We start from the raw sequence: 25,863 nt of genomic DNA on the forward strand, positions 1-25,863 counted from the left end.
CAAAAAATAGTACGCTTCAAATATATTTACTGTCATATATGAAACTAATAATAAGAGCCTACGACCTTAAATTAAAACATACTTTTAGAATTTCAAGAAAATCAATCGATTTTCAGCCTTCTCTTATTGTTGAATTGCAGGAAGATGATTTTTCAGGTTTTGGAGAAGCAACTTCTAATCCGTACTATAATATTACAATTGAAATTCTTCAAAATGATATTGAACAGATCCGAACTTTAATTGAAGCAACATCAAACGAAACTCCTGATGAATTCTGGAACAAAATAAGTTCCCATTTAGTCCATAACCCTTTTGCCTTATGCGCTTTAGACAATGCCTATCATGACTTATATGCCCGAAAAAAGGGCAAGAAATTATATGAATTATGGAATTATGATATTTCACATAATCCGTTAACCAATTATACAATTGGTATTGGAAGCATTGAAAATATGATTGCCAAAATGGAAGAACTTCCGTGGCCAATTTATAAAATAAAACTGGGAACTCCTGATGATATTGCGATCGTAACAGAATTACGAAAACACAGCGACGCCATTTTTAGGGTTGATGCCAATTGCGCCTGGACAGTCGATGAAACTTTGTTGAATGCTGAAATTTTAAAAAGCTTGAATGTTGAATTTATCGAACAACCCTTAAAAGCAAATGACTGGGAAGGACAACGTGAAGTTTTTAAAAACTCGGTTTTACCCATTGTAGCCGATGAAAGTTGTATTACTGAAAGTGATATTACGAAATGTCACAATCATTTTCATGGAGTTAATATAAAACTCATGAAGTGCGGCGGAATTACACCCGGAAAAAGAATGATTGCCGAGGCCAAAAAACTGGGATTAAAAACAATGGTGGGCTGTATGACAGAATCGACTGTTGGAATTTCTGCAATCGCACATTTACTTCCTGAATTAGATTACGTAGATATGGATGGCGCATTATTATTGGCAGAAGATATTGCCAGCGGTGTTACTATTAAAAATGGAAAAACATATTATCCTGAGAGAACGGGAACGGGAGTAATTTTGTTCTGACATTCTTTTTAAAATAATGTACCTTTGTAAAAAATTAAACGATGACGAACAACGATATCTTAAAAAAACTTCGCGTGGCTTTGATGCTCCGTGATGACCAAATAGTTGAAATTTTAGAATTAGTAGATTTTAGAATTACAAAATCAGAATTGGGTGCTTTTTTCAGAGCTGAAGATCATGAAAACTACATGGAATGTGGTGATCAGGTTTTGCGTAATTTCCTTAACGGATTGGTAATTCATTTGAGAGGTACAAAAGAAAACCCTAAAAACCCGAATGACGTTTTAGCAAAGCATAAAGCTGAAATCCCAAAAAAGGAAACTTCTAAAGAAAGACCTGAATTTAAAGCAAGTCCAAAAGATGCTGAAAAAGGAAGAGGCGATAAAGCACCTTCTAAAACAGGAACTGCGGCTAAAAAACCTTTTAAGAAAAAACCAGCTTCACCAAAAATTCAGGTTGTAGAAAAAGTGGTTTACAAAAACGGTAAAAATAAAAAATAGTTTCGTTCGATACGTGGTTTAACCACAAAGAGCGCAATGATTTACGCAAAGTTCGTAAGGCTATATTTAGCTTTGCGAACTTTTGCGTTTAAAGGGATTATAACTATTATAACTACAATCCTATCTTCAAATATAGCCCGCAGTTTCAACCGCGGGAATCCAACGCATATCATACAATATATCTGAACGTCCCCGTGGTTGAAACCACGGGCTATGCTGAAATACAATCCGCGAAATTTTATTGATTTAGCTTTGCGAACTTTGCGTTTGTATTCACAATACTTCAAAAAACCTTGGTGTCCTTTGCGGTTAAAAACAAAAAAATCCCTCCGAATATCGAAGGGATTTTCTATATAATTGATTTCTTATTTGATTAAGATAATGCAGCTTTAACTTGATCTGCAGCTTCTTGAAACTGAACAGCAGATAAAATTGGCATACCAGAATTGTCAATTAATTCTTTTGCAATTTCAGCATTTGTTCCTTGCAAACGAACGATAATTGGCACTTTAATAGCATCACCCATATTTTTGTAAGCGTCAACTACTCCTTGCGCCACACGGTCACAACGAACGATTCCACCAAAAATATTAATTAAAATTGCTTTTACGTTTGGATCTTTTAAGATAATACGGAAAGCAGTTTCAACACGTTTTGCATCAGCAGTTCCACCAACGTCAAGGAAGTTAGCAGGCTCAAAACCGGCATATTTAATTAAATCCATAGTTGCCATTGCAAGACCTGCTCCGTTTACCATACATCCTACAGTACCGTCAAGATCTACATAGTTCAATCCTACTTCTTTAGCTTCAACTTCGATTGGGTTCTCCTCACGGATATCTCTCATTTCAGCATATTTTGGTTGTCTGTATAAAGCATTATCATCGATATTTACTTTAGCATCAACAGCCATAATTTTGTTATCAGATGTTTTCAAAACCGGGTTGATTTCAAACATAGAAGCATCAGAACCAATGTAAGCATTGTAAAGGGCGTCGATGAATTTCACCATTTCTTTGAAAGCATTTCCAGAAAGACCTAAGTTAAAAGCAATTCTTCTTGCCTGAAAACCTTGTAATCCAACAGATGGATCAACTTCTTCTGTGAAAATTAAGTGTGGTGTGTGCTCAGCAACTTCTTCGATATCCATTCCACCTTCAGTAGAATACATGATCATGTTACGACCTGTTGCTCTATTCAATAAAACAGAAACATAGAATTCAGAAGTTTCACTTTCACCAGGATAGTAAACATCTTCAGCTACTAAAACTTTGTTTACTTTTTTACCCTCTGCAGAAGTTTGAGGAGTAATCAATTGCATTCCGATAATTTGTCCTGCAATTTCTTCAACTTGTTGCAAGTTTTTAGCTAACTTAACTCCACCACCTTTTCCACGACCACCTGCGTGAATTTGTGCTTTTATTACGTGCCATCCTGTTCCGGTTTCGGCAGTTAATTGTTTTGCAGCAGCCACAGCTTCAACTGCATTGTTAGCCACAATTCCGCGTTGAATGCGTACTCCGTAACTTGCTAAAATTTCTTTTCCTTGATATTCGTGTATGTTCATAATATAGAATTTGTCTGGTTCTGAATTTAGTTCAGAATAAAAGTGCGACAAAAATAGCAAAATTCAACTTAATAGTAAAATGTTTTTCAATTAAAAAAACCACTCTGATATATATTAGATTGTTATTCTTTTTAAAAGAAAACAAACGGTTAAACAATTGTATGTAAATTGTTAACTAAAAAACACTATTTCGTTTGAAATTTAACAAAACCATCAGTGATTTCAATAGCTCCCAAAGGATTTTTCCTAATATAATTTAAAACATATTGTGATTTTATCATTTAGCAATGGTTTCTATAATATTATTATCATTTAAGAACTCTTTTTCTACTATTACAACAAAAATGTAAGTGAAAATAGATTTTTGATACATTATGTTTAACGAAATCTTTATTTTTGTAGAAAAAATATCAAGAATGAGAGTTAAAGAACAAGGGCTTTATTTGCCTGAATTTGAACACGACAATTGTGGTGCAGGATTTATTTGTAATTTGAATGGTATTAAATCTAATGACATCATTCACAAAGCATTGGACATCTTAATAAAATTGGAACATCGTGGTGCAGTAAGTTCTGACGGACGAACTGGTGATGGAGCAGGAATTTTATTTGATATCCCTCATGACTTCTTTAAAAAAGTATGTGACTTTGAAATCCCTGAAACGCGTGAGTATGCAGTAGGAATGGTTTTTTTACCAAAAAGCAAAAACCAGGTATCTTTTTGCATGAAAACATTTGAATCAACAGTTAAAGATCAGAACTTAAAGATCTTAGGCTGGAGAGATGTACCTGTTGAAGTGGAGAATTTAGGGCAGATTGCCGCAGAAAAAGAACCAACAGTTAAACAGGTTTTTGTTAGCAAAAACGGTCAGGAGTTAACTGAAAATGAATTTAATGCAAAACTTTTTGCCGCTAGAAAAATTGCTGAACATGCTATTAGAGGATCAAAAACTTCTGAAAGCCACATGTTTTATTTCTCTAGTTTATCGACAACTACCATAATATATAAAGGTCTATTGATGCCGGAAGACATCAGCCGTTATTATGTTGACTTAAAAGATCCCGATTTAGTGACGCGTTTGGCGCTTGTACACCAACGTTTCTCTACAAATACTTTCCCTTCATGGGATTTAGCACAGCCATTTAGATACATGTGTCATAATGGTGAAATCAATACGCTTCGTGGAAACGTAAGCCGTATGCGTGCCCGTGAAGAATTAATGCAAAGCAAAGTTTTTGGTGATGACATCAAAAAATTATTCCCAATTATCTTAGAAGGAAAATCAGATTCTGCTTCTATGGATATGGTGGTGGAACTTTTATTAATGACTGGCCGCTCATTGCCGGAAGCCATGATGATGGTTGTTCCTGAAGCTTGGGAAAAACACCAAACTATGTCTCCTGAAAAAAGAGCTTTCTACGAGTTTAACGCTTGTATTATGGAACCTTGGGATGGTCCTGCTTCTATTCCGTTTACAGATGGTAACGTAATTGGTGCCTTATTAGACAGAAACGGATTGCGTCCTTCTCGTTATACTTTAACAAAAAGCGGTTTTGTAATCATGTCATCAGAAATTGGTGTATTGGATATTGATCCCGAAGATGTAATTCAGCACGGTCGTTTAGAGCCAGGAAAGATGTTCCTAGTGGATATGAACGAAGGTCGTATTATTGAGGATGAAGAAGTTAAAAAAGCGATAGTTACAAAACGCCCTTATCAGGAATGGTTAGACGCAAACTTATTGCCTTTATCTAAAGTTCCGTACACAAATAATCCAACTCCTGTTGAGAAACTGGATTTCTTAACGAGACAAAAATTATTTGGTTATACAATTGAAGATTTAAAAACAATCATCAACCCAATGGGTGGTCAGGGAGCTGAAGCTATTAGTTCTATGGGTAACGATACACCTTTAGCAGTTTTATCAGACCAGCCTCAATTGTTATACAACTATTTCAAACAATTATTTGCTCAGGTTACCAACCCGCCTTTGGATGGTATTCGTGAAGAAATCATTACAGATATCAGTTTAGCGGTAGGTGGAGATTTCAATATTTTTGAAATTGAATCAAAACAATGTAAAAAACTAAAAATCCAAAATCCGGTTATTTCTAATGAGGATTTAGATAAAATAAGAAACATTGATCACGCAGATTTTAAATCGGCTACCATTTCTACTTTATATAAAATAGAAAAAGGAGTTAACGGTTTAGAACGTGCTCTTGAAAAATGTGTTCAGGCAACATACAAAGCAGTTTCTGAAGGTTGCAATGTTATCATATTATCAGACAGAGGTGTTAGTGAGCAAATGGCTCCAATTCCTATGTTATTGGCTTGTTCTTACATTCACCACTCTTTGAACATTTTACAAGTTCGTTCAAAATTCGGAATAATAATCGAATCTGCAGAACCTCGTGAACCGCATCATTTTGCTTTATTGTTTGGATATGGTGCAAGTGCGATCAATCCATACATGGTAAATGAAATCATTCACGATCAGGTAAACCAAGGATTTATTAAAGGTGTAAAAGCTGATTATGCAATTGTAAATTACAACAAAGCAATTGCAAAGGGAATCGTTAAAATCATGAACAAAATTGGTATCTCTACTTTACATTCTTACAGAGCTGCCCAGATTTTCGAGATTTTAGGTTTAAACAAAACATTTACTTCTAAATACTTCCCTTACACACCTTCAAGAATCGAAGGAATTGGTTTGATGGAAGTAGAAAAAGAAGTGAAGAAACGTTTTCAAAAAGCATTTCCAAATTCAAAAGTGGCAAGTTTGCTTCCTTTAGAAATTGGAGGTATTTACAGATGGAGACGTGGCGGAGAAAAACACATGTTTAATCCAACAACTATTGCTAAATTACAACAAGCTGTTCGTTTGAACAGTCCTGAAAGTTATAAAGAATACTCTAATATGGTCAATGAGCAAAGCTCTAACCTAATGACAATTAGAGGAATGTTTGAATTCAATAATTTAGATCCAATTTCTATTGATGAAGTAGAACCTTGGACAGAAATTGTAAAAAAATTCAAAACAGGTGCTATGTCTTACGGATCTATCAGTAGAGAAGCACACGAGAATTTAGCGATTGCAATGAACAGAATTGGCGGAAAAAGTAACTCTGGAGAAGGTGGAGAAGATCCGAAACGTTTCCAGAAAGAAATTAACGGAGATTCAAGAAACAGTGCGATCAAACAAGTTGCTTCGGGACGTTTTGGTGTTTCGATCAATTATTTGACAAACGCTAAAGAAATCCAGATTAAAATGGCTCAAGGGGCAAAACCTGGAGAAGGTGGTCAGCTTCCTGGAGAAAAAGTAGTGCCTTGGATTGCCGAAACCAGAAACTCTACACCTTATGTAGGTTTGATTTCGCCTCCGCCTCACCACGATATTTATTCGATTGAGGATTTATCTCAGTTGATTTATGATTTGAAAAATGCAAATCGTGAAGCACGTGTAAACGTAAAATTAGTTTCTGAAGTGGGTGTTGGAACTATTGCTGCCGGTGTTGCCAAAGCAAAAGCTGACGTTATTCTTATTTCAGGTTATGATGGAGGAACAGGTGCTGCACCATTAACTTCATTACAACACACAGGTATTCCGTGGGAACTTGGTTTAGCAGAAGCTCAGCAAACTTTAATCTTAAATGATTTAAGAAGCCGTGTGGTTTTAGAGTGCGACGGACAGTTAAAAACAGGTCGTGACGTAGCTATCGCTGCATTGTTAGGAGCTGAAGAATTTGGTTTTGCTACTGCTCCGCTTGTTGCTTCGGGATGTATTATGATGAGAGCTTGTCACTTAAATACTTGTCCGGTTGGTATTGCAACTCAGGATCCTGAATTGAGAAAAAATTTCAAAGGAACTCCGGAGCATGTAATCAACTTTATGTATTTTATTGCTGAAGAATTAAGAGAAATCATGGCGCAATTAGGTTTCAGAACCTTAAAAGAAATGGTAGGTCAGTCACAAAAATTAAATGTGAATAAAGCGATCAAACATTACAAAGCCAATGGTTTAGATTTATCATCAATTTTATACAAACCGGAAAAAGCGAAAACGGTTCCGAATCACAATACAACAGAGCAGGATCACCAACTTGAAAATGTATTGGATTTTGCAATCATCAAAGAAGCGATTCCTTCTATTTATAGAAAAGAAAAAACAAGAGTTACATTTAAAATTAAAAATACAGACCGTTCTGTAGGCGCCATTTTGAGTAATGAAATCTCAAAAATCTATGGTGCACAAGGATTACCTGATGACACTATTTTAGTTGATTTTGAAGGTTCTGCCGGACAAAGTTTTGGTGCTTTTGCAACAAACGGATTGTCGTTTAAAATTCACGGAAACTGTAATGATTATTTAGGAAAAGGGCTTTCTGGAGGAAAATTGATTATCAAAGTCCCTCCTACTGCAACCTTCAAACCTGAAGAAAACATCATTATTGGTAACGTTGCCCTTTACGGAGCTATTACCGGAGAGGCTTATATTAATGGAATGGCCGGAGAGCGTTTTTGTGTGAGAAATTCTGGAGCAACTGCGGTTGTTGAAGGAATTGGAGATCACGGATGCGAGTACATGACCGGTGGTACAGTGGTTGTTTTAGGAAAAACAGGAAGAAACTTCGCAGCTGGTATGAGCGGTGGTGTAGCTTATGTTTACGATCCAAATCAAAAATTTGATTCAACATTATGTAACATGGAAATGGTTGCATTTGATCCGATAGAAGAAGAGGATGTTACAAAACTAAGAAGATTGATTAAAAACCATTCATTGTACACAAGCAGTCCATTAGCAAAAAGAATTTTAGCAGACTGGGAAAATGAGCAGAAACATTTCGTAAAAGTAATGCCAACTGATTACAAAAAAGCATTACAACGAATTGCAGAAGAGAAAAAAATAGAAGAATTAATAGCTGGATAAAAATCAATTTCAAAAAATAAAATTCCAAATTCCAATGGCAATATCAATGCCTATAGTAATAAAAAAATGGAATTTGGAATTTAAAGAAATTGGAATTTAATTAAAAATGTCATGGGTAAAATAGGCGGATTTAAAGAATATAACAGAGCCGACGAAAGTAATCTTGCAGTAGCAGAACGTGTTTCTAACTACAACGAATTTACTATTCCGTTAGCAAAAGATAAAGTAAAAGAACAAGGTTCAAGATGTATGGATTGTGGTATTCCTTTTTGCCACAGTGGTTGTCCGTTAGGAAATTTAATTCCTGACTTCAACGACATGGTACATCAGGAAGAATGGCAGGGTGCATTAGAAATTTTGCAGTCTACTAATAATTTCCCGGAATTCACAGGTCGCTTATGCCCTGCTCCATGCGAAAAAGCATGTGTATTAGGAATCATAAAAGATCCTGTTTCTATCGAAAACATCGAAAAAAACATTGTTGAAATTGGTTTTGCAGAAGGATGGATCAAACCACAAGCACCCAAAACAAGAACAGGAAAAACTGTTGCCGTTATTGGTTCTGGCCCTGCCGGATTAGCTGCTGCTCAACAATTAAACAGAGCCGGACACACAGTTACGGTTTTTGAAAGAGACAATGCAATTGGAGGTTTATTACGTTACGGAATTCCAAATTTCAAATTAGAAAAAGGAATTATTGACAGACGTGTAGCAATCCTTGAAGCTGAAGGGATTACTTTTAAAACAAATGTAAACGTTGGTGTAAACTTCAGCATTGAAGAACTAAACGCTTTTGATTCTATCGTTTTATGCGGAGGAGCAACAGAAAGAAGAAGTTTGCCAACTAAAGGAATCGAAAGCAAAGGTGTTGTTCAGGCAATGGATTTCTTAACGCAACAAACGAAAGTTTTATACGGAGAGTCAATTCCTGATCAGGTTAAAGCAACCGGAAAAAATGTAATCGTTATTGGTGGTGGAGACACAGGATCTGACTGCGTTGGAACTTCAAACAGACACGGTGCAAAATCGGTAACAAATTTTGAGATTTTACCAAAACCTCCGGTTGGAAGAAGCGAATCAACTCCTTGGCCTTTCTGGCCGTTGCAGTTGAAAACATCTTCTTCTCACGAAGAGGGCTGCGACAGAAACTGGTTAATTAATACTAAAGAATTCATTTCTAATGATAAAGGAGAATTAACCGGATTAAAAACCGTTGAAGTAGCATGGAAAATGACTCCTGGTCAACGTCCTGAATTAATCGAAAAAGAAGGTTCTGAAAAAATCTGGCCTTGCGAATTAGCTTTATTGGCTCTTGGATTTACAGGTCCGGAGAAAACATTAAGCGAGCAATTAGGTCTTGAATTAGATATGAGAAGCAACTATCAGGCAAAAAATTATCAAACAAATGTTCCGCACATTTTCACTGCAGGTGATATGAGAAGAGGACAATCATTAATAGTTTGGGCAATTTCTGAAGGTCGCGAAGCTGCAAGAGAAGTAGATTTGTTCTTGATGGGATCTACTAATCTTCCAACTAAAGGAAACGGAGATTTACCGAGTTTATAATTAAGATTCTAAGATACTAAGTCGCTAAGGTTCTGAGTTTATATACTTGGAATTTTAGCGGCTTTTTTTGCAGAAATTTAGCCCGCGGATTGCACGGATTCAACAGATTTACGCAGTTTTTTTTTATCTTTATATTAAAATCTGTGTCCATCCGTTTAACCCGCACAATCCGCGGGCTAAATTTTTTTATAAAAATTCGAAATAAGTCGATTTTTGTTTAAAATTAAACAATTTGTTATAATTTGTTATTTTTCTACAAAAAATTTGCTGTTACTCAAAAGTGTAATAACTTTGCTCAAAATAGTTTATAAAAATGCAAGCAAAAGATCTACTGCAGTTAGCAGACCAATTTGGAAGTCCATTATATGTTTATGATGCCGAAAAAATCCAATCACAGTACAATAGATTAACTAAAGCTTTCTCTAAGGTAGAAAACTTGAGAGTTAATTACGCCATGAAGGCATTGTCTAACGTTGCGATTCTTCAGTTATTAAAGAACATGGGGTCTGGTTTAGATACTGTATCAATTCAAGAAGTTTTATTGGGACTTCATGCTGGCTATGATCCTGACAAAATTTTCTTTACACCAAACGGAGTTTCTCTAGAAGAAATCGAAGAAGTTGCCGCAATGGGTGTTCAAATCAATATTGATAACTTATCTATTCTGGAGCAATTCGGAACAAAATATCCACAAATTCCGGTATGTATTCGTATCAATCCACACGTAATGGCGGGAGGAAATGCTAATATTTCTGTTGGACACATCGATAGTAAATTCGGAATCTCTGTACATCAAATACCGCATATATTGCGAATTGTTGAAAACACAAAAATGAGTATTGTTGGAATTCACATGCACACAGGATCTGATATTCTTGATATCGAAGTATTCTTGTATGCTGCTGAAATCCTGTTTGATACAGCAAAACATTTTAAAGATTTAGAATTTTTAGATTTCGGAAGCGGATTTAAAGTTCCTTACAAAAAAGATGATATCGAAACAGATATTGAAGAATTAGGTAAAAAATTATCAAAAAGATTCAATTCTTTCTGCGCAGAATACGGCAGAGATTTAACGTTGATTTTCGAACCAGGAAAATTTTTGGTGAGCGAAGCAGGTTTCTTCTTAGCAAAAGTAAATGTAGTAAAACAAACAACATCAACAGTTTTTGCCGGAGTTGATAGTGGTTTCAACCACTTAATCCGTCCGATGTTTTACGGTTCACAACATTATATTGAAAACATCTCTAATCCAAAAGGAAAAGAGCGTTTTTACTCTGTTGTAGGATACATTTGCGAAACAGATACTTTTGCCAACAACCGCAGAATCTCTGAAATTACAGAAGGTGATATTTTAGCTTTCAGAAATGCCGGAGCGTATTGTTTCTCAATGTCTTCAAACTACAATTCAAGATACAAACCAGCCGAAGTTCTATGGAAAGACGGAAAAGGAATCTTGATTCGTCAACACGAAACTTTCGAAGATTTACTTAAAAATCAAATTCCGTTGCCACAAGAAATTGCTGCAACAGTTTAAAATAAAAAAAAAGAGAATATCTAGTTAATCCCGTTTCTTAATTGAGGCGGGATTTTTTTTGCGCAATCTTGTCATTTCGAAGAATGAGAAATCTTCGCAAGAAACTCTACAAAGCAAATCGTCAATATAGAACGCGGATGACACGGATTCGCTTTGCGAAAGCACGGATTAAAACGGATTTTTTATCATAACATTCTAAGCTCAATATTGTCAGGCTGAGCGAAGTCGAAGCCCACGCAAAGTAACCATTACGTTTGTCATTCTGAGGAACGAAGAATCTCCACAAGTAACTCGACAAAGCTTGGAATTTGGAATTTTAAAAACTTGGAATTTAATATTCTGGGCGTCTCCCTTCGGGCCGGGCTTTCGGCTATATCTTTTGCTCCGTTTCACTTCACAAAAGGATACCGCCTCTATCCCTGACGCAGTTTTGTTTCACTTAGAAATAAAAGATGTTTATCTAGTTTATATTTATAATTTCAATATTTTAGCAAGAATAAAAAACATCTACAGTTCTCTATGAAAAATCCTTTTCTACTAATTTTAATTACAACAATTAATTTTTATTCTCAAACCAAAATTGAATTGCGAGATTTAACTTTCAAGGTTCCAAGTGAGTTTTCTCAATTAAAAAAAGAAAATGCCAGATTAAAATATGATGCTTTTTATGAAAATGGGAAAATTTTTGTTGACTCAACTAATATTGAAGAATCACCAACAATTGGATATCAGTATTATGAGAATCCAGGTGCAGGTGCAGAAAGATCTGAAAGTGTACTGAAAATGCTAAATAAAATAACTGCCAAAGACTATAAATGCGATACATTAATAATTGACTCAAATAAAAACTATTCGCTTGCCAGATATAATATATTTGGAAAAACATTATTTGAAGCAAAAAGTCTCGGAGAAAAAGGGTGGATCAATATTCAGCTTTTTGACAATCCTAAGAACGACAAATCAAATTTTCAAAAAATGATGTTCGCTCTTGGATCTATAAAGCATTCGGGAACTTATGGAAAAGAATATAACAATCGAATGACCGAATCAGGAAATTCTTCAAAGTGGGCAATCTTAGCGTTCATTTTCTTTTTAGTTATTCATCTTTTAAGAAAACAAATAAATAAAAATGCAACATAATTATTGAAGTTGTCCGAGGTTAGGAGACTTCGCGCAGCAAGGGAAAATTGATATAATTAAAAGTGAGAAAATCATTAAAAAATAAACAAATACAAAACAGTAGTTTGTCAAAATATAATATTTCTCTTGTCATTCTAAATTCAAACTAATCACCATTTTCCATCTTATAATTTGTAAAAGTTTAGAAGTGCAAAAGCGTTGGCATTAATACAAAACGGAATCGAAAAAATAGGATAAACCATAATTAAACTATGAAAATAAACACGTTAAGAATATTACCTCTATTTCTACTTATTAGTATTAATAGCTTCTCCCAATTAAGAACTTCACCAAAAAAACTTAAGTATAAAGATGTTTTTTTTCATTCTGAAACTAAAACAGAATTTCCAAAAAACATAGATGAATTTAATTTAATTGATGCTTACTCGTTTGATAAAAAAGATGAGAATATTGGTGTCACCTACGAAAAGCAAAATACAAAAATCAATATCTATCTATATCCTGACAAAATTGGAAATGAAGGTAGATTAAGAAATGAGTTTTTAACTGTTTACAACGTGATTTTTAATAATGATATAGATGTTAAAAATCTAAAATTACTAAATCATAAAGGTGCTGATTATACTTGTAACGGAGTACGAGGAATTTCAAAAAATTCAAATAATGAAAACAGCTTGTTAACTATATTTGAATGTGGAACTTGGATGTTTAAAATTCGAATAACATCTTCAGAGTTAGACAATAAAAACTTAATTGATTTAGAAACTAAAATAATAAACAAAATTGAGCCTTCAAGATTAACAGGTCTAAAATTATTTAAACTTAAAGGTGCAATTACATTTACTAATGCCGCAATGAAAGACTCAACAATGTTAGTTTCCACTATGGCGTATACTTTCAAAAAGTTTGAATGGCTAATAAAAAATCTTGATGAAAGGGAAAAATATTCAGGATTTCAGGATTTGTATATTGATATGCATAAAGAAGCTTTAAAACAATTTGTTTTGTTTGAATATAAACACAAATATTCTTCAAAAGAAGAAACTAAAGAATATTTAAAAAACCTAAATAAAATTATTAATTCACCATTCCTAAATGAATTCTTAATGGAACAATACAAAATGATATTAATTATTCCAGATAGTGTAATTTTAAATTTTGAAGAATATCATAAATGGAAAGCTGAACATAATTTTAATTTTGAGCTAAAGTTCAATTTAAGCGAGGCACGATACGAATTATAAAACCCAGCCATCTGTTTCAAAGAGGCTTCTATTAAGCTGAGTTGATCTGCAAAGTTTCTCAGCTCTCTCAAATATTCTAATGAAACTGAGTTGCTCTACGAAGTCTTCCACTTCATACTGACAATATAGAATAATTAAAAATCCTCGATATCAAAGTTAAAAACTCAATTAGACAAAGTATTGTTAGATCACGAGACTCATACATTATCATTATAATTTTTGCTCAATATTTTCAATAATTCAAAATCACTGCCTTCAAAATCCAAAATCCTCAAAACCAAAAATTTACTTCCCAAAAAAAATCATTTTATCTCGTTAAAATACCCTATTTATCCCCCAATAAATTCAAAAAAAAATCGTTGTTACTAAAAATCTTACATTATTTTTTCCTATATTAGACATAGGGATTGGTTTATTTTGTAAACTATAAGATGCTCAATTTTAACATCTTGGCAAATATTTTTTTCATTACAGTTAATCAAACCCGATATGTTAACAAAGTTTATTTAATCTTTAAAAAATGGGATAATAAGTTTGAAGTTTTTTGACAACTAAACAAAATGAAAAACATAATCGCCTAGTTTAAAATCCGTAAAAATTACAAAAAAGTATCTTTTTTTGTGTTATATGAAGCTTAATTAATATTTAAATAATTTTAATTTCAAATTGTTTTTACTATGAAATTTTACACCCTAATCTTTTTTAGCATACTTTCTATTCCCTGTTTTTCTCAGCATGACACTTTAAAAATAAAACACGACAGTCTAAAAATTAAAAAAGAAAATCGGTTCAAAGTAGCCGGTTCTGTACTTGCTAACAGCGTTCTTAGTGTTCCCGGTGATTTTTCAGCGATGGGGCATACCATTTCAAGTGACTGGAAAAGAACTGCTATTTATACCGCGGGAATAATTGGTTTAATAGCCGTTGACAGACATACGACCGGTTTTTGGCACGATAATGTAGAACCTAATATTAAGTATAGTTTACCTAAAGTTGAAAGCTCAATCCCTCACGTTATCGGAACCGACATCTATATTGTTTACCCAATCATTGGGTTATATGCAGGTTCACTAGCCATCAACAACAAAAAAGGGCAGGTTGTAGCTGTAAATGCTATTAAATCTTTAGCCTATTCTTATGTTATAAGTCAGGTAGTTCTAAAAACTATAGCATCACGAAAAAGACCTCAAAGAAGAATAAATGATAATAATCCTGTCGAAGAGCCCTGGACAAAAAATCCTTGGGATTTTGGAAACTACAATCAAGTTCACCTGACACATGGAGGTGATGCTACTTCATTTCCTTCTTTTCATGCTACCTCTTATTTTGCTGTTGCCAAAGTATTTCAAATGGAATACAACAATTACTGGATACCGTATACATTTGTAACCGCAGTATTTCTTTCAGATATAAAAAGCCACGATCACTGGGTTTCAGACTTATTGGTAGGTGGATTAATCGGTACAATAATCGGGCGATCTATAGTAATTAGCAGTCGTAAGCAAATGGCAAAAAAAGAATCTAATGCTTTTAACGAAAATCCTAAAAAATTTACAATGCACAAACAATTAATTCCTCAAATTTCAAATTCTATGATTGGGCTGCAATTTATTGGAACTTTTTAGACTCTAAATAACACAAAAAACTATTCCTGTTCCCGAAACGCGAATAGGATTTTTTTTGCGTCCCCCTCCGGGTCGTCCCGAAGCTTCGGGATCGGCTATATCTTTTGTTCCGTTCCACTTTACAAAAGGATAACGCCTCTATCCCTAACGCACTCGTTTTCAAGATAAATAAAATTCATTACTGTAAAATATTATATTTAAAAGCAAATGCCTTTGCGAAAGCAATATTCTATTTTACTCCTAACGCAAAATCCACTTCAATTACCTCAAATAAAAATATTATTTTAGCTTGGTAAAAATTCAATTACCACTAAAATAAAAACCTATGAAAATTACGATTCCCCTGTCGGTATTATTCCTGTTATTTACTACTAATATATTTAGCCAAACTATTGCTGATTTAAAACTAAAAGGAAAAGAAATTCCCAAAAGCTATACTTTAAGCGACGGTCATATTTGCATTTCTCCGCAGGCTTGTAATTTTTATAATGATATTGCCACCTACGCCAGTTTTGTTGGAACTGTAAAAAGTAAAGAAATTCAAAGTTTTAAAAGTAAAGGAGATAGCGGCTCTGTAATGTATTTTGAATTTGATCACAGATTTAAAGGTGATAGTTTTCTACAGGGATTACTTTGGGGAAAAGCCAAAGAACCAACAGACGAACATCCGGAAGAATATCTTGCAATAGGAAAATTTCTAATCATCTGGAGTTTTCATCCTGATAGCCCTATTAAAGAAAAATCGGAAACAAAAATAGATAGAATTTTACCAGCTCAATAGCTAAAACAACATAAAAATGAAACCACAAATTAGAATCCTGCTTTACTCGATATTATTTTTTCTATATCTTACTTCAACTCCTCTTTTATTGTTATTGGGCGAAAAATTAAAAACAGATCCTTATATAACTTTAGGTTGTGGTTTTGCTGTTTTAAATATTATCTATACTTTCTTAGGCCTAAAATGGACAGCTTTATTAAATATAATCTGCTCTGTTGCAATTGCAGCTTTATCCCTATTCTTAGCTTTGAAGTTCACAAATTTACACCTGTTTTTAAATTACGATCCGTATCAGGTTAAAACAGCAATATTTGCCAATGCCGTTTTTTCAATTATTTTTTGGGAGATTGTTTATCAGGTAAAAATTAGAATACAGAAATAACATAAATCAAATTATATGTCCTTGTCATACGTTAGACGCACTGCTGTGCGTCTCTACAAAAATCTTATGTAAAATAAACATTGGCAATATCTCCAATCTAAATCCGTAGAGGCGCACAGCAGTGCGTCTACATTCCTATTTTAATTTAAAATTCCTTAAATTTAGTATCAGAAAAATTTTAGTAGTTAAAATAAATCTAATTTTTAAAAACTAATCTTATGAAAACTAAAAAAATATGGGCCAATTTAGGCGTCGAAGATCTGCAGCGAACAACCAAATTCTATAGTGAATTAGGATTTAAACCAAACGGAACAAATACTGAATTGACAAGTTTTATGTTTGGAGAAGATAATTTTATCATTCATTTTTTTGTAAAAGAAAGATTTAAATGGGCCGTTAATAGTGAGGCGTCGGACCTTACAAAAGGAAATGAAATTATATTTTCGATCTCGGCCGACAGTACAGATGAAGTTCATCAATGGCTGCTGAATGTTAAAAATGCAGGCGGAGCAATTTTTGCCGAACCACAAAGCTTTGAAAAAGGATATTTCTTTGGATTTGCTGATCCGGATGGTCATAAATTTAATGTTTTGTATTGGCCGCAGTAAACTAAGAAGTTCTAAAAATGAAAAGAGAAAATTCAATTGATATAGTACGAGGAATTGTAATGATAATTATGGCATTAGACCACGTTCGCGATTTAATGCACGTTGACGCTATCACTCAAAGTCCAACCGATTTAGTAACTACAACTCCTTTGCTGTTTTTTACGCGTTGGATTACACATTTGTGCGCTCCAACTTTTGTTTTCCTGGCAGGAACTTCTGTTTATCTTTCGCTGAAAAGCAAAAACAATATACAAGAAGTAAGACAACATCTTATTAAAAGAGGTTTTTGGCTGATATTTCTCGAATTTACAGTTGTCAATTTTGGTTTATTTTTTGACATTGGTTTTCATACCTTATTGTTTCAAGTCATAGCCACAATAGGTTTTGGGTTTGTTATTTTAGGCTTACTTTTAAAAATACCCGCAAAACAATTAGGTATTACGGGACTTATTATCATTTTTTGTCATAACCTTCTGCCACTTATTCCATTTAGCGAAGGATCGGTTTTTAAAGCAGTTTTAACTCCATTTTTTAGTCCAATTGCGGTTCCTGTTTTTGCCGGAAAAGTTTTTGTTATGGGTTATCCGCCAATTCCGTGGTTAGGAATTATGTTAACCGGATTTGGTTTTGGAAGGTATTTTGAAATGGCAAAAGAAGAAAGAAAAAAAGTATTTATAAAATTCGGTTTTGGTACCTTAGGATTATTTATTATGCTGCGATTTATCAATATTTATGGAGATCCTGCACTATGGTCAACACAAAAAGACGCGGTTTTTACATTTCTTTCCTTTATGAATGTTACTAAATATCCACCTTCTCTTCTATATTGTCTGGTTACTTTAGGCATCATGCTTTTACTTCTTGCCTTTGCTGATCAGTTTAATAACGGAATTAAAAAAGTGACTGTTGTTTACGGAAAAGTGCCTTTGTTTTATTTTATCATTCATTTTTATCTAATTCATACTATAACACTCATAATGCTTTTTGCACAAGGGTTTGATTGGTCACAACTTGAATTTGCAACCGGAACTTTTGGAAGACCCAAAAACATAGAAAGCGGATTACCGCTCTGGGGAATTTATTTAATTTGGATAAGTATTGTAGTTATTCTTTATAAACCTTGTATTTGGTATGGAGACTATAAAGCGAAAAAAACAAACTGGTGGCTTCGATATATCTAGAGTTATTTCTTTTTTCTTTTTTTCATGTTGTATCAATCTCAATTTCTTATAAAAAATAAATTTCTAATCTAGCCCCGATAGAGCCGGTATCCTCGCAGTCCCGATGAATATCGGGACGAAGAGATAAAGGCGAAAGCGGGACAGGTAGTTATTATGGAAACGAAAACTTCTGCTCCTTAAATTTTAAAATGATATTTCTCTTACAACTGAATTAATCTAAAACCGATATATTTACAGCTGAAAAAATCAATTGGTCTTAGGATGAAAAAATTTACTTTACTTTTTTCTTTTTTACTTATACTATTTTCTTCGTGTGGTGTAAAAACCACGCAATCAATGTTAAGTGACGGAAATTACGACGGAGCAATCGACCGCGCTGTCGAGGCTTTGAAAACTAAAAAAGATTCGAAAGGAAAACAGGATTATGTGTTTTTGCTTGAAGAAGCGTTTGCGAAAGCAAAAGACAGGGATTTGCGTAATCTTGAAGTGATGATAAAAGAAGCTAATCCTGCAAATTCTGAGCGCATTTATAATACATATCTGCAATTGAATAATCGTCAGGAAAAAATAAGACCTTTATTGCCGCTGCCTTTATTGAAGCAGGGCAAAAATGCCAGTTTTCCGTTTGATAATTATTCAGATCAGATTGTGAGCAGCAAAAATGCACTTTCTAAATATTTATATGAAACTTCTTCGGTGCTTTTAAAATCAAAAAACAAAATGGATTTTAGACAGGCGTATGATAATTTATTCTATCTGGAAAGTATTAATCCGGGATATAAAAATGCCAAAAAACTGATGGAAGACGCACAGTTTAAAGGAACTGATTTTGTAGATATTTATGCTAAAAACGAAACCAATATGGTGATTCCGAAACAACTTCAGGATGACTTATTGGATATTAAAACTTACGGATTAAACGATAAATGGACGGTTTACCATAGCGTTAGACAAAAAAATATTGTTTACGATTACAGTTTAATTGTAAATTTTATACAAATTAATATTTCGCCTGAGCAGATTAAAGAAAAGGAATTCATCAAGGAAAAACAGATAAAAGATGGTGTAAAAACGCTTTTAGACAGCCGTGGAAGACCTGTAAAAGATAGTTTGGGCAAGGAAATAAAAGTAGACAACTACAGAATGCTTCGCGCTAATGTGTATGAGTTCAGGCAATTTAAATCTTGCCAGGTAACTGCTAAGGTTGATTTTGTCGATTTGAAAACAAATCAATTGGCACAAACATTTCCTGTTACAAGTGAATTTGTTTTTGAGAATATTTATTCGACTTACAAAGGAGATAGAAATGCTTGCGAGGATAGTTATATTTCTTATTTTAACAAACGCGCAGTGCCTTTTCCGAACAACGAACAAATGGTTTACGATACGGGAGAAGATTTAAAAGCGAGGCTTAAAGATATTATTGTGAAAAATAAATTTAGGGGTTAATTAATGATTACCAAGCAAGGTGATAACAATTAAACCCAAATACAATTAAAAATAAATGCTAAAAAAATTATTACCCTTTGAAGAATTAGTTTACCGTTCGACATTTACCAAAGAAGAATTAGTTGCGCATCTTCAAAATGAAATTGAAGCCGAAAAATCTTTTGGTCTTGGTGCCAACAGATTTTCTTATTCTAAGCCATATATTGGTAAAGTTTATCAAAATCGATTTGAAATTAAAAAAGCGATAAACTACCGAAACTCATTTTTACCTGTGATCAAAGGTGAAATTGCAGATGACATCAATGGTTCGAAAATAAATGTTAAAATGGGTTTGATTGATTTTGTCAAAGCTTTTATGATTCTTTGGTTAGGCGGAGTTTCTATTGCTTGTTTAGCGGTATTGTATAATATAATATTCGGAGAGGGTTTAAATTCTGAAACCGGAATATTTATGCTAATTCCGTTTTTTATGCTCATAGTAGGAATTGTAATGGTCTCTTTTGGATTTAAATTTGAAAGCAGAAAAAGCATAATTGACCTGGAAGAAATTTTAAAGGCAAAAATAGTACAGTGATTAAAAACTCTAATAATGAAAACCTTAGAAGAAAATAAACTAGACAATCCCGTTTGGCATTCTTTATCAGAAACCCATAAAGGATTTGCGATTGATTACGGAAACACCAAATTTTATAATCCTGATTATTGTCCATTTGGCGGTTTTATCGATTCTGAAAATATTGCTGGTGCAATCGATCATTATTCCACTTTAAACAATAACTTTTTTATAGTAGGTGAAAAACCTGAAATCTCTGATGCTGTAAAAATTACCAAAGAATTAGTTTGTCTTCAGATGATTATTTACGAGAAAATTGAGCTTTCTATTGATACTGAAATTGTAAGGCTAACAGAAATTCATAATGAAGAATTATGCACTTTGGTGAATTTGGTGCAGCCGGGATATTTTAAAAATAAAACACCTTTATTGGGAAATTATTTCGGAATTTTTAAAGAAAATCAATTGGTTGCGATTACTGGAGAACGCATGAAAATGAATGATTTCACCGAAGTCAGCGCGATCGTTACGCATCCGGATCATACCGGAAAAGGGTACGCAAAACAATTGATTACGCATGTTGTAAATGCTATTTTTGAAGAAAATAAAACTCCGTTTCTGCACGTTGTAGAAAGTAATATTGGAGCCATTAAACTTTATGAAAAACTGGGCTTTGTAACAAGACGAAAAATAAGTTTGTGGAATATTACAAAGTAATTAAATTAAGTATTGATATTTTAATCCTAACTTTGATTTCAAAATTTCAGTACCTATTCAAATAAAACAAATGAACAAAATCTTAATTTTCTTTTTCTTTATTTTCTCATTAACGATTTTTGGACAAAAAAATAAATCAACAGCAACAACAAAACCCTTTGTATTAGGTGTAATTGAAGAAATTGATTCTAAAGAATTAGGAGAAAAAAGAATTATAAACATTTATTTACCTGAAGGTTACAATCCTGCAGATGCTGTAAAATATCCTGTAATTTATTTATTGGACGGTTCGGCAAATGAAGACTTTATTCATATCGCCGGTTTGGTACAATTTAATAGTTTCGAATGGGTCAATAAGGTTCCAAAATCAATTGTTGTGGGAATTGCAACAGTAGATCGCAGAAGGGATTTTACTTTTCCAACTACAATTGCAAAAGACAAAGAAGCCTATCCGACATCTGGCCATTCTGATAAATTTATTTCTTTTATTGAAAAAGAATTACAGCCTCTTATCGAAAAAAAATACAAGACCAATAACTCGAAAACTATAATCGGGCAATCATTAGGCGGATTATTAGAAACTGAAATCTTATTTACAAAACCATCCCTTTTCAATAAATATATCATCATAAGTCCAAGTATATGGTGGGATAATGGCTGTATATTAAATGATGATCAGTTGCCTTTGCTGGCCCTTTTTAAACAGCCTATCGATATTTATATTGCAGTTGGTAATGAAGGAATTACACCAACTGAAATCCCGAGAGTTATGGAAGATGATGCTAGTTTCTTAGCTGACAAAATCATGTGTGTTGAAAATAAAAATATAAACGTACATTTTGAATATCTCCCTTTCGAAAACCATGGCACTATATTACATCAGGCTGTTTCTAATGCTTTTAGAGTTTTGTATCCAAAAGAAAATAAAGAATAAGCAAACTTGTAAAATCTTATAAATAGTGTAAAAAAATATTTTTTATATCTTTGCACAGATAAATCAACTACAACATTCTATGTGAAATACAATTTCTTTCAGACAATTATAAAAGCAATCTGCTAGCAGTTTGCTCATTTTGTTTATTCCCTAAAGAAAGAAATTATGCTTATTTTACAAAACATTTCATATTTACATACGAATAGAGATTTGCTATTCGACAAAATTACTTTTACTGCCAATAAGCAGGAAAAAATCGCTTTGATTGGCAACAATGGTGTTGGAAAATCAACTTTATTAAAAATTATTGCAGGCGAATTACAGCCTTCTGAAGGTTTGCTTAAAGCAGATGCAAAACCCTATTATGTACCTCAGGTTTTTGGTCAATTCAATCACCTCACCATTGCCGAAGCTTTGCAAATTGATGATAAACTCAATGCTCTAAAAGAAATTCTTAACGGAAATGTAACCGAAGAAAATCTGGAAATCCTAAACGACGACTGGACTATTGAAGATCGCTGCAATGAAGCTTTGCAATATTGGCAATTGCAGGATTTAGATTTATCTCAAAAATTGGAAACACTGAGCGGCGGGCAAAAAACAAAGATTTTCCTCGCCGGAATTTCGATTCATCAGCCCGAACTTATTTTACTCGATGAACCAAGTAATCATCTCGATTTTGAAGCGCGAACATTATTGTACCGTTTCATTCAAAACTCTTTGGCTACTTTATTGATTGTAAGTCACGACAGGAAATTATTGAATCTTTTAAACACGGTGTACGAATTAACTAAACACGGAATTTCGGTTTATGGCGGTAATTATGACTTTTATGCAGAGCAAAAACAAATAGAAAACAATGCTCTAAATCAGGATATTCACAGTAAAGAAAAGGCTTTACGTAAAGCCAAAGAAAAGGAACGCGAAACACTTGAACGCCAGCAAAAACTAGATTCACGCGGAAAAAAGAAACAGGAAAAAGCCGGAGTTTCCAGAATTATGATGAATACTTTACGCAATAATGCCGAAAACAGTACCTCAAAAACAAAAAGTATTCATGCCGAAAAAATTGGCGGAATTTCTGGAGAATTACAAGAATTGCGTTCGGGTTTGCCCGAAATTGATAAAATGAAATTTGGTTTTGATAATGCGAAACTTCATAAAGGAAAAATACTTTTTACGGCTACTGATATTAATTACAGCTACAATAATGAATTGCTTTGGAAAGAGAATTTAAACTTTCAAATTTTAAGTGGCGATCGTATTGCTTTGAAAGGAAAAAACGGTTCAGGAAAAACAACTTTGATTAAAATTATTACCGAAAAATTAACTCCTAAACAAGGCACTGTTTACAAAGCAGAATCGACAATAGTTTATATCGATCAGGATTATTCTTTGATTGATAATCAGCTTACAATTTATGAACAGGCAGAAAAATTCAATAATTCTGGTTTACAGGAACATGATATACGAATGCGTTTGAATCGGTTTTTGTTTTCGCAAAATGATTTAGAAAAATCATGTAGTGCTTTGAGTGGCGGTGAAAAAATGCGTTTGATGCTTTGTTGTTTAACCATAAGTAATCAGGCACCGGATATTATTATTTTGGATGAACCAACGAATAATTTAGATATTCAGAATATCGAAATTCTGACTCAGGCGATTAATGAATATCAGGGAACTTTGATCGTTGTTTCGCATGACGAATATTTTTTGGAACAAATTGATATTCAGAATACAATTGAACTTAATTAAAAATTGAGAATTAAAAATTAAAAATTTCAGGAATCGTCATCTTATCTTTTTATATCGACTTTCCACATTATATAAAGCTATGTTTCTATGTGTAAAATTAATTGCGCTCACAGTGGGTTAATTTTTTAAATTTGTTTAAAACAATCAACCTAAAACTAATAATCATGACACAAAATAAAGAAATCGTAAACGAATATATGGCCGCTTTTAGAGTGAGCGATCATGAAAGAATTCTGGCTTGCCTTAGCGATGATATTGTTTGGGAAATGCCCGGAATTTATCAGCATGTTGGTAAAAAAGCTTTTGATAAGGAAATTGAAAATGAAAATTTTGTTGGAAGCCCCATTATTCACATTGTAAAACTGATTGAAGAAAACAATGTTGTCATTGCAGAAGGTTCTGTTCAGGGAAGTATGAAAAACGGAGGTCTTCTGGACGCTGTTTTTTGTGATGTTTTTGAAATGGAAAATGGCAAAATCAAAAAACTAACTTCGTATTTGATGTCGAAGAATTCTAGTTTGAAGTTTGAGTAAAAGAGCTGAAGTATTAATCTCGAAGTCGCGAAAGTATGTTTCACGCAGATTTAAAAAGATTTAAGCAGATTTTTTTAAATTAAATCTGCTCTAATCTGTAAAATCTGCGTGAAAAATTCTTTTAATTAAATCTGCGTAAAAAAACTTTGCGGGACTTCTCCCGAAGCCTCGGGACGCTTAGTCTGACAAAACGGTCGAAAAAAAATCTAAAATCAACAACCTAAAATCAACAATCTAAAATCTAAAATCATCCAAGCCATCCATCACGGTCTAAACTTCTGTATTGAATCGCTTCTGCAATATGTCCCGGAATAATTTGTGGCGAAGCATCAAGATCTGCGATTGTTCTGGCAACTTTCAGGATTCTGTCATACGCTCTTGCGGATAGATTTAATCTTTCCATTGCTGTTTTTAATAATTGTTTTGATTGTTCGTCGAGAGCGCAAAATTCCCTGATTTGTTTGGTATTCATTTGCGCATTGTAATGAATGTTTGGAAACGCTTCGAAACGAAGTGATTGAAGTTCGCGAGCGGCTGTTACACGTTTTCTGATTTCGACACTGCTTTCTGCTTTTCTGTCGTCAGATAATTTTTCGAAAGGTACAGGCGTTACTTCTATGTGAATATCGATTCGGTCTAATAAGGGACCCGAAATTTTGCTCATATAACGCTGCATTTCGTGTGGCGAAGAAGTATTTGGCATACTCGGATCATTAAAAAATCCACTCGGACTCGGGTTCATACTCGCCACCAACATAAACGATGACGGATAGGTTACGGTAAATTTTGCTCTCGAAATCGTTACTTCACGATCTTCCAACGGCTGACGCATTACTTCGAGAACATCTCGTTTAAACTCCGGCAATTCATCCAAAAACAAAACACCATTGTGCGCCATCGAAATTTCGCCAGGCTGCGGATAACTCCCTCCTCCTACCAAAGCCACATTCGAAATAGTATGATGCGGACTACGAAATGGTCTTTGATTCATTAAACCTACTTCTTTTAATTTTCCGGCAACACTATGAATTTTAGTAGTTTCTAAGGCTTCACGCAACGTCATTGGCGGTAAAATACTCGGTAATCTTTTGGCCAGCATTGTTTTCCCGGCTCCGGGCGGACCAATCAAAATAATGTTATGCCCTCCGGAAGCCGCAATTTCCATACAGCGTTTTATGCTTTCCTGGCCGCGAACATCAGAAAAATCAAATTCAGGAAAATCTAATGTTTTATAAAATTCCGTTCTGGTATCTATTACGGTTGGTTCAAGCGTTCCTCTTCCTTCAAAAAAATCAATTACTTCTTGTAAGTTTTCGACACCGTAAACATCTAGACCGGCAACAATTGCGGCTTCTTTTACATTTTGCTTTGGCAGAAAAAATCCTTTAAAACCTTCTTCTTTGGCTTTTATGGCAATGGGCAAAGCACCGGTTATAGATTGTAAACTTCCGTCTAATGAAAGCTCTCCCATGATAACATATTGCTCGACTTCGGGTGCTTTTATCTGATCTGATCCCACCAAAATTCCAATGGCTAATGGCAAATCATACGCTGAACCTTCTTTTCGCAAGTCGGCGGGCGCCATATTTATCGTTATTTTTTTTCCCGGAAGGCTTAATCCGTTATTTTTAAGAGCAGCTGCAATTCTAAAACTACTTTCTTTTATGGCGTTGTCCGGTAATCCAACTAAATGATAACCAATACCTTTATCCATATGAACTTCCACAGTAATGGTTGTGGCTTCTACTCCAAAAACGGCGCTTCCGTAAACTTTAATCAACATAATATTTCTTTCATTAAATATTTTT

Annotated in this window: 20 protein-coding genes; 18 read left to right on the forward strand and 2 right to left on the reverse strand. The window is 33.8% G+C overall.

Features of this window, described 5'->3' with window-relative positions; genetic code table 11:
• The first annotated feature begins 38 nt into the window (after nucleotides 1–38).
• The gene (locus AC4FQ3_RS06040) at nucleotides 39–1,049 is read left to right on the forward strand and encodes a dipeptide epimerase (protein ID WP_491181241.1); all 1,011 of its coding nucleotides are present in this window, start codon (nucleotides 39–41) and stop codon (nucleotides 1,047–1,049) included.
• A gap of 41 nt (nucleotides 1,050–1,090) precedes the next feature.
• The gene (locus AC4FQ3_RS06045; protein ID WP_042566559.1) at nucleotides 1,091–1,549 is read left to right on the forward strand and encodes a DUF1456 family protein; all 459 of its coding nucleotides are present in this window, start codon (nucleotides 1,091–1,093) and stop codon (nucleotides 1,547–1,549) included.
• Between the two features lie 373 nt (nucleotides 1,550–1,922).
• Here AC4FQ3_RS06045 and sucC read toward each other — a convergent pair whose 3' ends face one another.
• Nucleotides 1,923–3,116: an ADP-forming succinate--CoA ligase subunit beta gene (gene sucC, locus AC4FQ3_RS06050; protein WP_042566560.1), complete on the reverse strand. Its 1,194-nt coding sequence runs from the start codon at nucleotides 3,114–3,116 to the stop codon at nucleotides 1,923–1,925.
• Nucleotides 3,117–3,532: 416 nt separating this feature from the next.
• On the opposite strand from sucC, the gene gltB reads away from it, so the two are divergent.
• The 16 genes from gltB to AC4FQ3_RS06130 all read left to right on the forward strand — a co-directional run bounded on the left by gltB (nucleotide 3,533) and on the right by AC4FQ3_RS06130 (nucleotide 24,055).
• Entirely contained in the window at nucleotides 3,533–8,050 is a 4,518-nt protein-coding gene (gene gltB, locus AC4FQ3_RS06055; RefSeq protein WP_042566722.1) for a glutamate synthase large subunit, read from the forward strand.
• Between the two features lie 111 nt (nucleotides 8,051–8,161).
• Complete coding sequence (locus tag AC4FQ3_RS06060) at nucleotides 8,162–9,616, forward strand: glutamate synthase subunit beta (protein ID WP_073394243.1); 1,455 nt, start codon at nucleotides 8,162–8,164, stop codon at nucleotides 9,614–9,616.
• 313 nt (nucleotides 9,617–9,929) lie between these two features.
• A complete protein-coding gene (lysA, locus tag AC4FQ3_RS06065) occupies nucleotides 9,930–11,153 on the forward strand; it encodes a diaminopimelate decarboxylase (protein ID WP_042566561.1) in 1,224 nt (407 codons plus the stop codon).
• 519 nt (nucleotides 11,154–11,672) lie between these two features.
• Nucleotides 11,673–12,293: a hypothetical protein gene (locus AC4FQ3_RS06070; protein ID WP_491181242.1), complete on the forward strand. Its 621-nt coding sequence runs from the start codon at nucleotides 11,673–11,675 to the stop codon at nucleotides 12,291–12,293.
• Nucleotides 12,294–12,544: 251 nt separating this feature from the next.
• Entirely contained in the window at nucleotides 12,545–13,537 is a 993-nt protein-coding gene (locus tag AC4FQ3_RS06075; RefSeq protein ID WP_491181243.1) for a hypothetical protein, read from the forward strand.
• A 677-nt stretch (nucleotides 13,538–14,214) separates the two neighbouring features.
• Entirely contained in the window at nucleotides 14,215–15,162 is a 948-nt protein-coding gene (locus AC4FQ3_RS06080; protein ID WP_491181244.1) for a phosphatase PAP2 family protein, read from the forward strand.
• A gap of 325 nt (nucleotides 15,163–15,487) precedes the next feature.
• Complete coding sequence (locus tag AC4FQ3_RS06085) at nucleotides 15,488–15,943, forward strand: hypothetical protein (RefSeq protein ID WP_491181245.1); 456 nt, start codon at nucleotides 15,488–15,490, stop codon at nucleotides 15,941–15,943.
• 16 nt (nucleotides 15,944–15,959) lie between these two features.
• Complete coding sequence (locus tag AC4FQ3_RS06090; RefSeq protein WP_491181246.1) at nucleotides 15,960–16,325, forward strand: hypothetical protein; 366 nt, start codon at nucleotides 15,960–15,962, stop codon at nucleotides 16,323–16,325.
• A gap of 218 nt (nucleotides 16,326–16,543) precedes the next feature.
• The gene (locus AC4FQ3_RS06095) at nucleotides 16,544–16,933 is read left to right on the forward strand and encodes a VOC family protein (protein WP_491181247.1); all 390 of its coding nucleotides are present in this window, start codon (nucleotides 16,544–16,546) and stop codon (nucleotides 16,931–16,933) included.
• Nucleotides 16,934–16,950: 17 nt separating this feature from the next.
• Nucleotides 16,951–18,114, forward strand: a complete 1,164-nt coding sequence (locus AC4FQ3_RS06100) for an acetyltransferase domain-containing protein (protein WP_491181248.1) — start codon at nucleotides 16,951–16,953, stop codon at nucleotides 18,112–18,114.
• Nucleotides 18,115–18,375: 261 nt separating this feature from the next.
• Nucleotides 18,376–19,563, forward strand: coding sequence for a hypothetical protein (locus AC4FQ3_RS06105; RefSeq protein WP_491181249.1), 1,188 nt, complete (start codon nucleotides 18,376–18,378; stop codon nucleotides 19,561–19,563).
• A 55-nt stretch (nucleotides 19,564–19,618) separates the two neighbouring features.
• On the forward strand, nucleotides 19,619–20,137 hold the full coding sequence (locus AC4FQ3_RS06110; RefSeq protein WP_491181250.1) for a hypothetical protein: 519 nt from the start codon (nucleotides 19,619–19,621) through the stop codon (nucleotides 20,135–20,137).
• A gap of 15 nt (nucleotides 20,138–20,152) precedes the next feature.
• Nucleotides 20,153–20,833: a GNAT family N-acetyltransferase gene (locus AC4FQ3_RS06115; RefSeq protein ID WP_491181251.1), complete on the forward strand. Its 681-nt coding sequence runs from the start codon at nucleotides 20,153–20,155 to the stop codon at nucleotides 20,831–20,833.
• 70 nt (nucleotides 20,834–20,903) lie between these two features.
• Nucleotides 20,904–21,767 carry an alpha/beta hydrolase gene (locus AC4FQ3_RS06120; protein ID WP_491181252.1) on the forward strand — a complete coding sequence of 288 codons (864 nt, stop codon included), beginning with the start codon at nucleotides 20,904–20,906 and terminating at the stop codon, nucleotides 21,765–21,767.
• Nucleotides 21,768–21,932: 165 nt separating this feature from the next.
• Nucleotides 21,933–23,522 carry a ribosomal protection-like ABC-F family protein gene (gene abc-f, locus AC4FQ3_RS06125; protein ID WP_491181253.1) on the forward strand — a complete coding sequence of 530 codons (1,590 nt, stop codon included), beginning with the start codon at nucleotides 21,933–21,935 and terminating at the stop codon, nucleotides 23,520–23,522.
• Nucleotides 23,523–23,686: 164 nt separating this feature from the next.
• Complete coding sequence (locus AC4FQ3_RS06130) at nucleotides 23,687–24,055, forward strand: nuclear transport factor 2 family protein (protein WP_491181254.1); 369 nt, start codon at nucleotides 23,687–23,689, stop codon at nucleotides 24,053–24,055.
• 247 nt (nucleotides 24,056–24,302) lie between these two features.
• Here AC4FQ3_RS06130 and AC4FQ3_RS06135 read toward each other — a convergent pair whose 3' ends face one another.
• Entirely contained in the window at nucleotides 24,303–25,838 is a 1,536-nt protein-coding gene (locus AC4FQ3_RS06135) for a YifB family Mg chelatase-like AAA ATPase (protein ID WP_042566574.1), read from the reverse strand.
• Nucleotides 25,839–25,863: the final 25 nt, after the last annotated feature.

The organism is Flavobacterium sp. AK-345 (assembly GCF_058310175.1).

What these genes read in the sequence shown, in the direction of transcription:
- lysA (WP_042566561.1), top strand. Translation starts at nt 9,930, where the DNA reads ATGCAAGCAAAAGATCTACTGCAGTTAGCAGACCAATTTGGAAGTCCA.
- AC4FQ3_RS06105 (WP_491181249.1), top strand. Translation starts at nt 18,376, where the DNA reads ATGAAAAAATTTACTTTACTTTTTTCTTTTTTACTTATACTATTTTCT.
- AC4FQ3_RS06100 (WP_491181248.1), top strand. Translation starts at nt 16,951, where the DNA reads ATGAAAAGAGAAAATTCAATTGATATAGTACGAGGAATTGTAATGATA.
- AC4FQ3_RS06070 (WP_491181242.1), top strand. Translation starts at nt 11,673, where the DNA reads ATGAAAAATCCTTTTCTACTAATTTTAATTACAACAATTAATTTTTAT.
- abc-f (WP_491181253.1), top strand. Translation starts at nt 21,933, where the DNA reads ATGCTTATTTTACAAAACATTTCATATTTACATACGAATAGAGATTTG.
- AC4FQ3_RS06130 (WP_491181254.1), top strand. Translation starts at nt 23,687, where the DNA reads ATGACACAAAATAAAGAAATCGTAAACGAATATATGGCCGCTTTTAGA.
- gltB (WP_042566722.1), top strand. Translation starts at nt 3,533, where the DNA reads ATGAGAGTTAAAGAACAAGGGCTTTATTTGCCTGAATTTGAACACGAC.
- AC4FQ3_RS06080 (WP_491181244.1), top strand. Translation starts at nt 14,215, where the DNA reads ATGAAATTTTACACCCTAATCTTTTTTAGCATACTTTCTATTCCCTGT.
- AC4FQ3_RS06085 (WP_491181245.1), top strand. Translation starts at nt 15,488, where the DNA reads ATGAAAATTACGATTCCCCTGTCGGTATTATTCCTGTTATTTACTACT.
- AC4FQ3_RS06110 (WP_491181250.1), top strand. Translation starts at nt 19,619, where the DNA reads ATGCTAAAAAAATTATTACCCTTTGAAGAATTAGTTTACCGTTCGACA.
- AC4FQ3_RS06045 (WP_042566559.1), top strand. Translation starts at nt 1,091, where the DNA reads ATGACGAACAACGATATCTTAAAAAAACTTCGCGTGGCTTTGATGCTC.
- sucC (WP_042566560.1), bottom strand. Translation starts at nt 3,116, where the DNA reads ATGAACATACACGAATATCAAGGAAAAGAAATTTTAGCAAGTTACGGA.
- AC4FQ3_RS06090 (WP_491181246.1), top strand. Translation starts at nt 15,960, where the DNA reads ATGAAACCACAAATTAGAATCCTGCTTTACTCGATATTATTTTTTCTA.
- AC4FQ3_RS06135 (WP_042566574.1), bottom strand. Translation starts at nt 25,838, where the DNA reads ATGTTGATTAAAGTTTACGGAAGCGCCGTTTTTGGAGTAGAAGCCACA.
- AC4FQ3_RS06095 (WP_491181247.1), top strand. Translation starts at nt 16,544, where the DNA reads ATGAAAACTAAAAAAATATGGGCCAATTTAGGCGTCGAAGATCTGCAG.
- AC4FQ3_RS06075 (WP_491181243.1), top strand. Translation starts at nt 12,545, where the DNA reads ATGAAAATAAACACGTTAAGAATATTACCTCTATTTCTACTTATTAGT.
- AC4FQ3_RS06120 (WP_491181252.1), top strand. Translation starts at nt 20,904, where the DNA reads ATGAACAAAATCTTAATTTTCTTTTTCTTTATTTTCTCATTAACGATT.
- AC4FQ3_RS06060 (WP_073394243.1), top strand. Translation starts at nt 8,162, where the DNA reads ATGGGTAAAATAGGCGGATTTAAAGAATATAACAGAGCCGACGAAAGT.
- AC4FQ3_RS06040 (WP_491181241.1), top strand. Translation starts at nt 39, where the DNA reads ATGAAACTAATAATAAGAGCCTACGACCTTAAATTAAAACATACTTTT.
- AC4FQ3_RS06115 (WP_491181251.1), top strand. Translation starts at nt 20,153, where the DNA reads ATGAAAACCTTAGAAGAAAATAAACTAGACAATCCCGTTTGGCATTCT.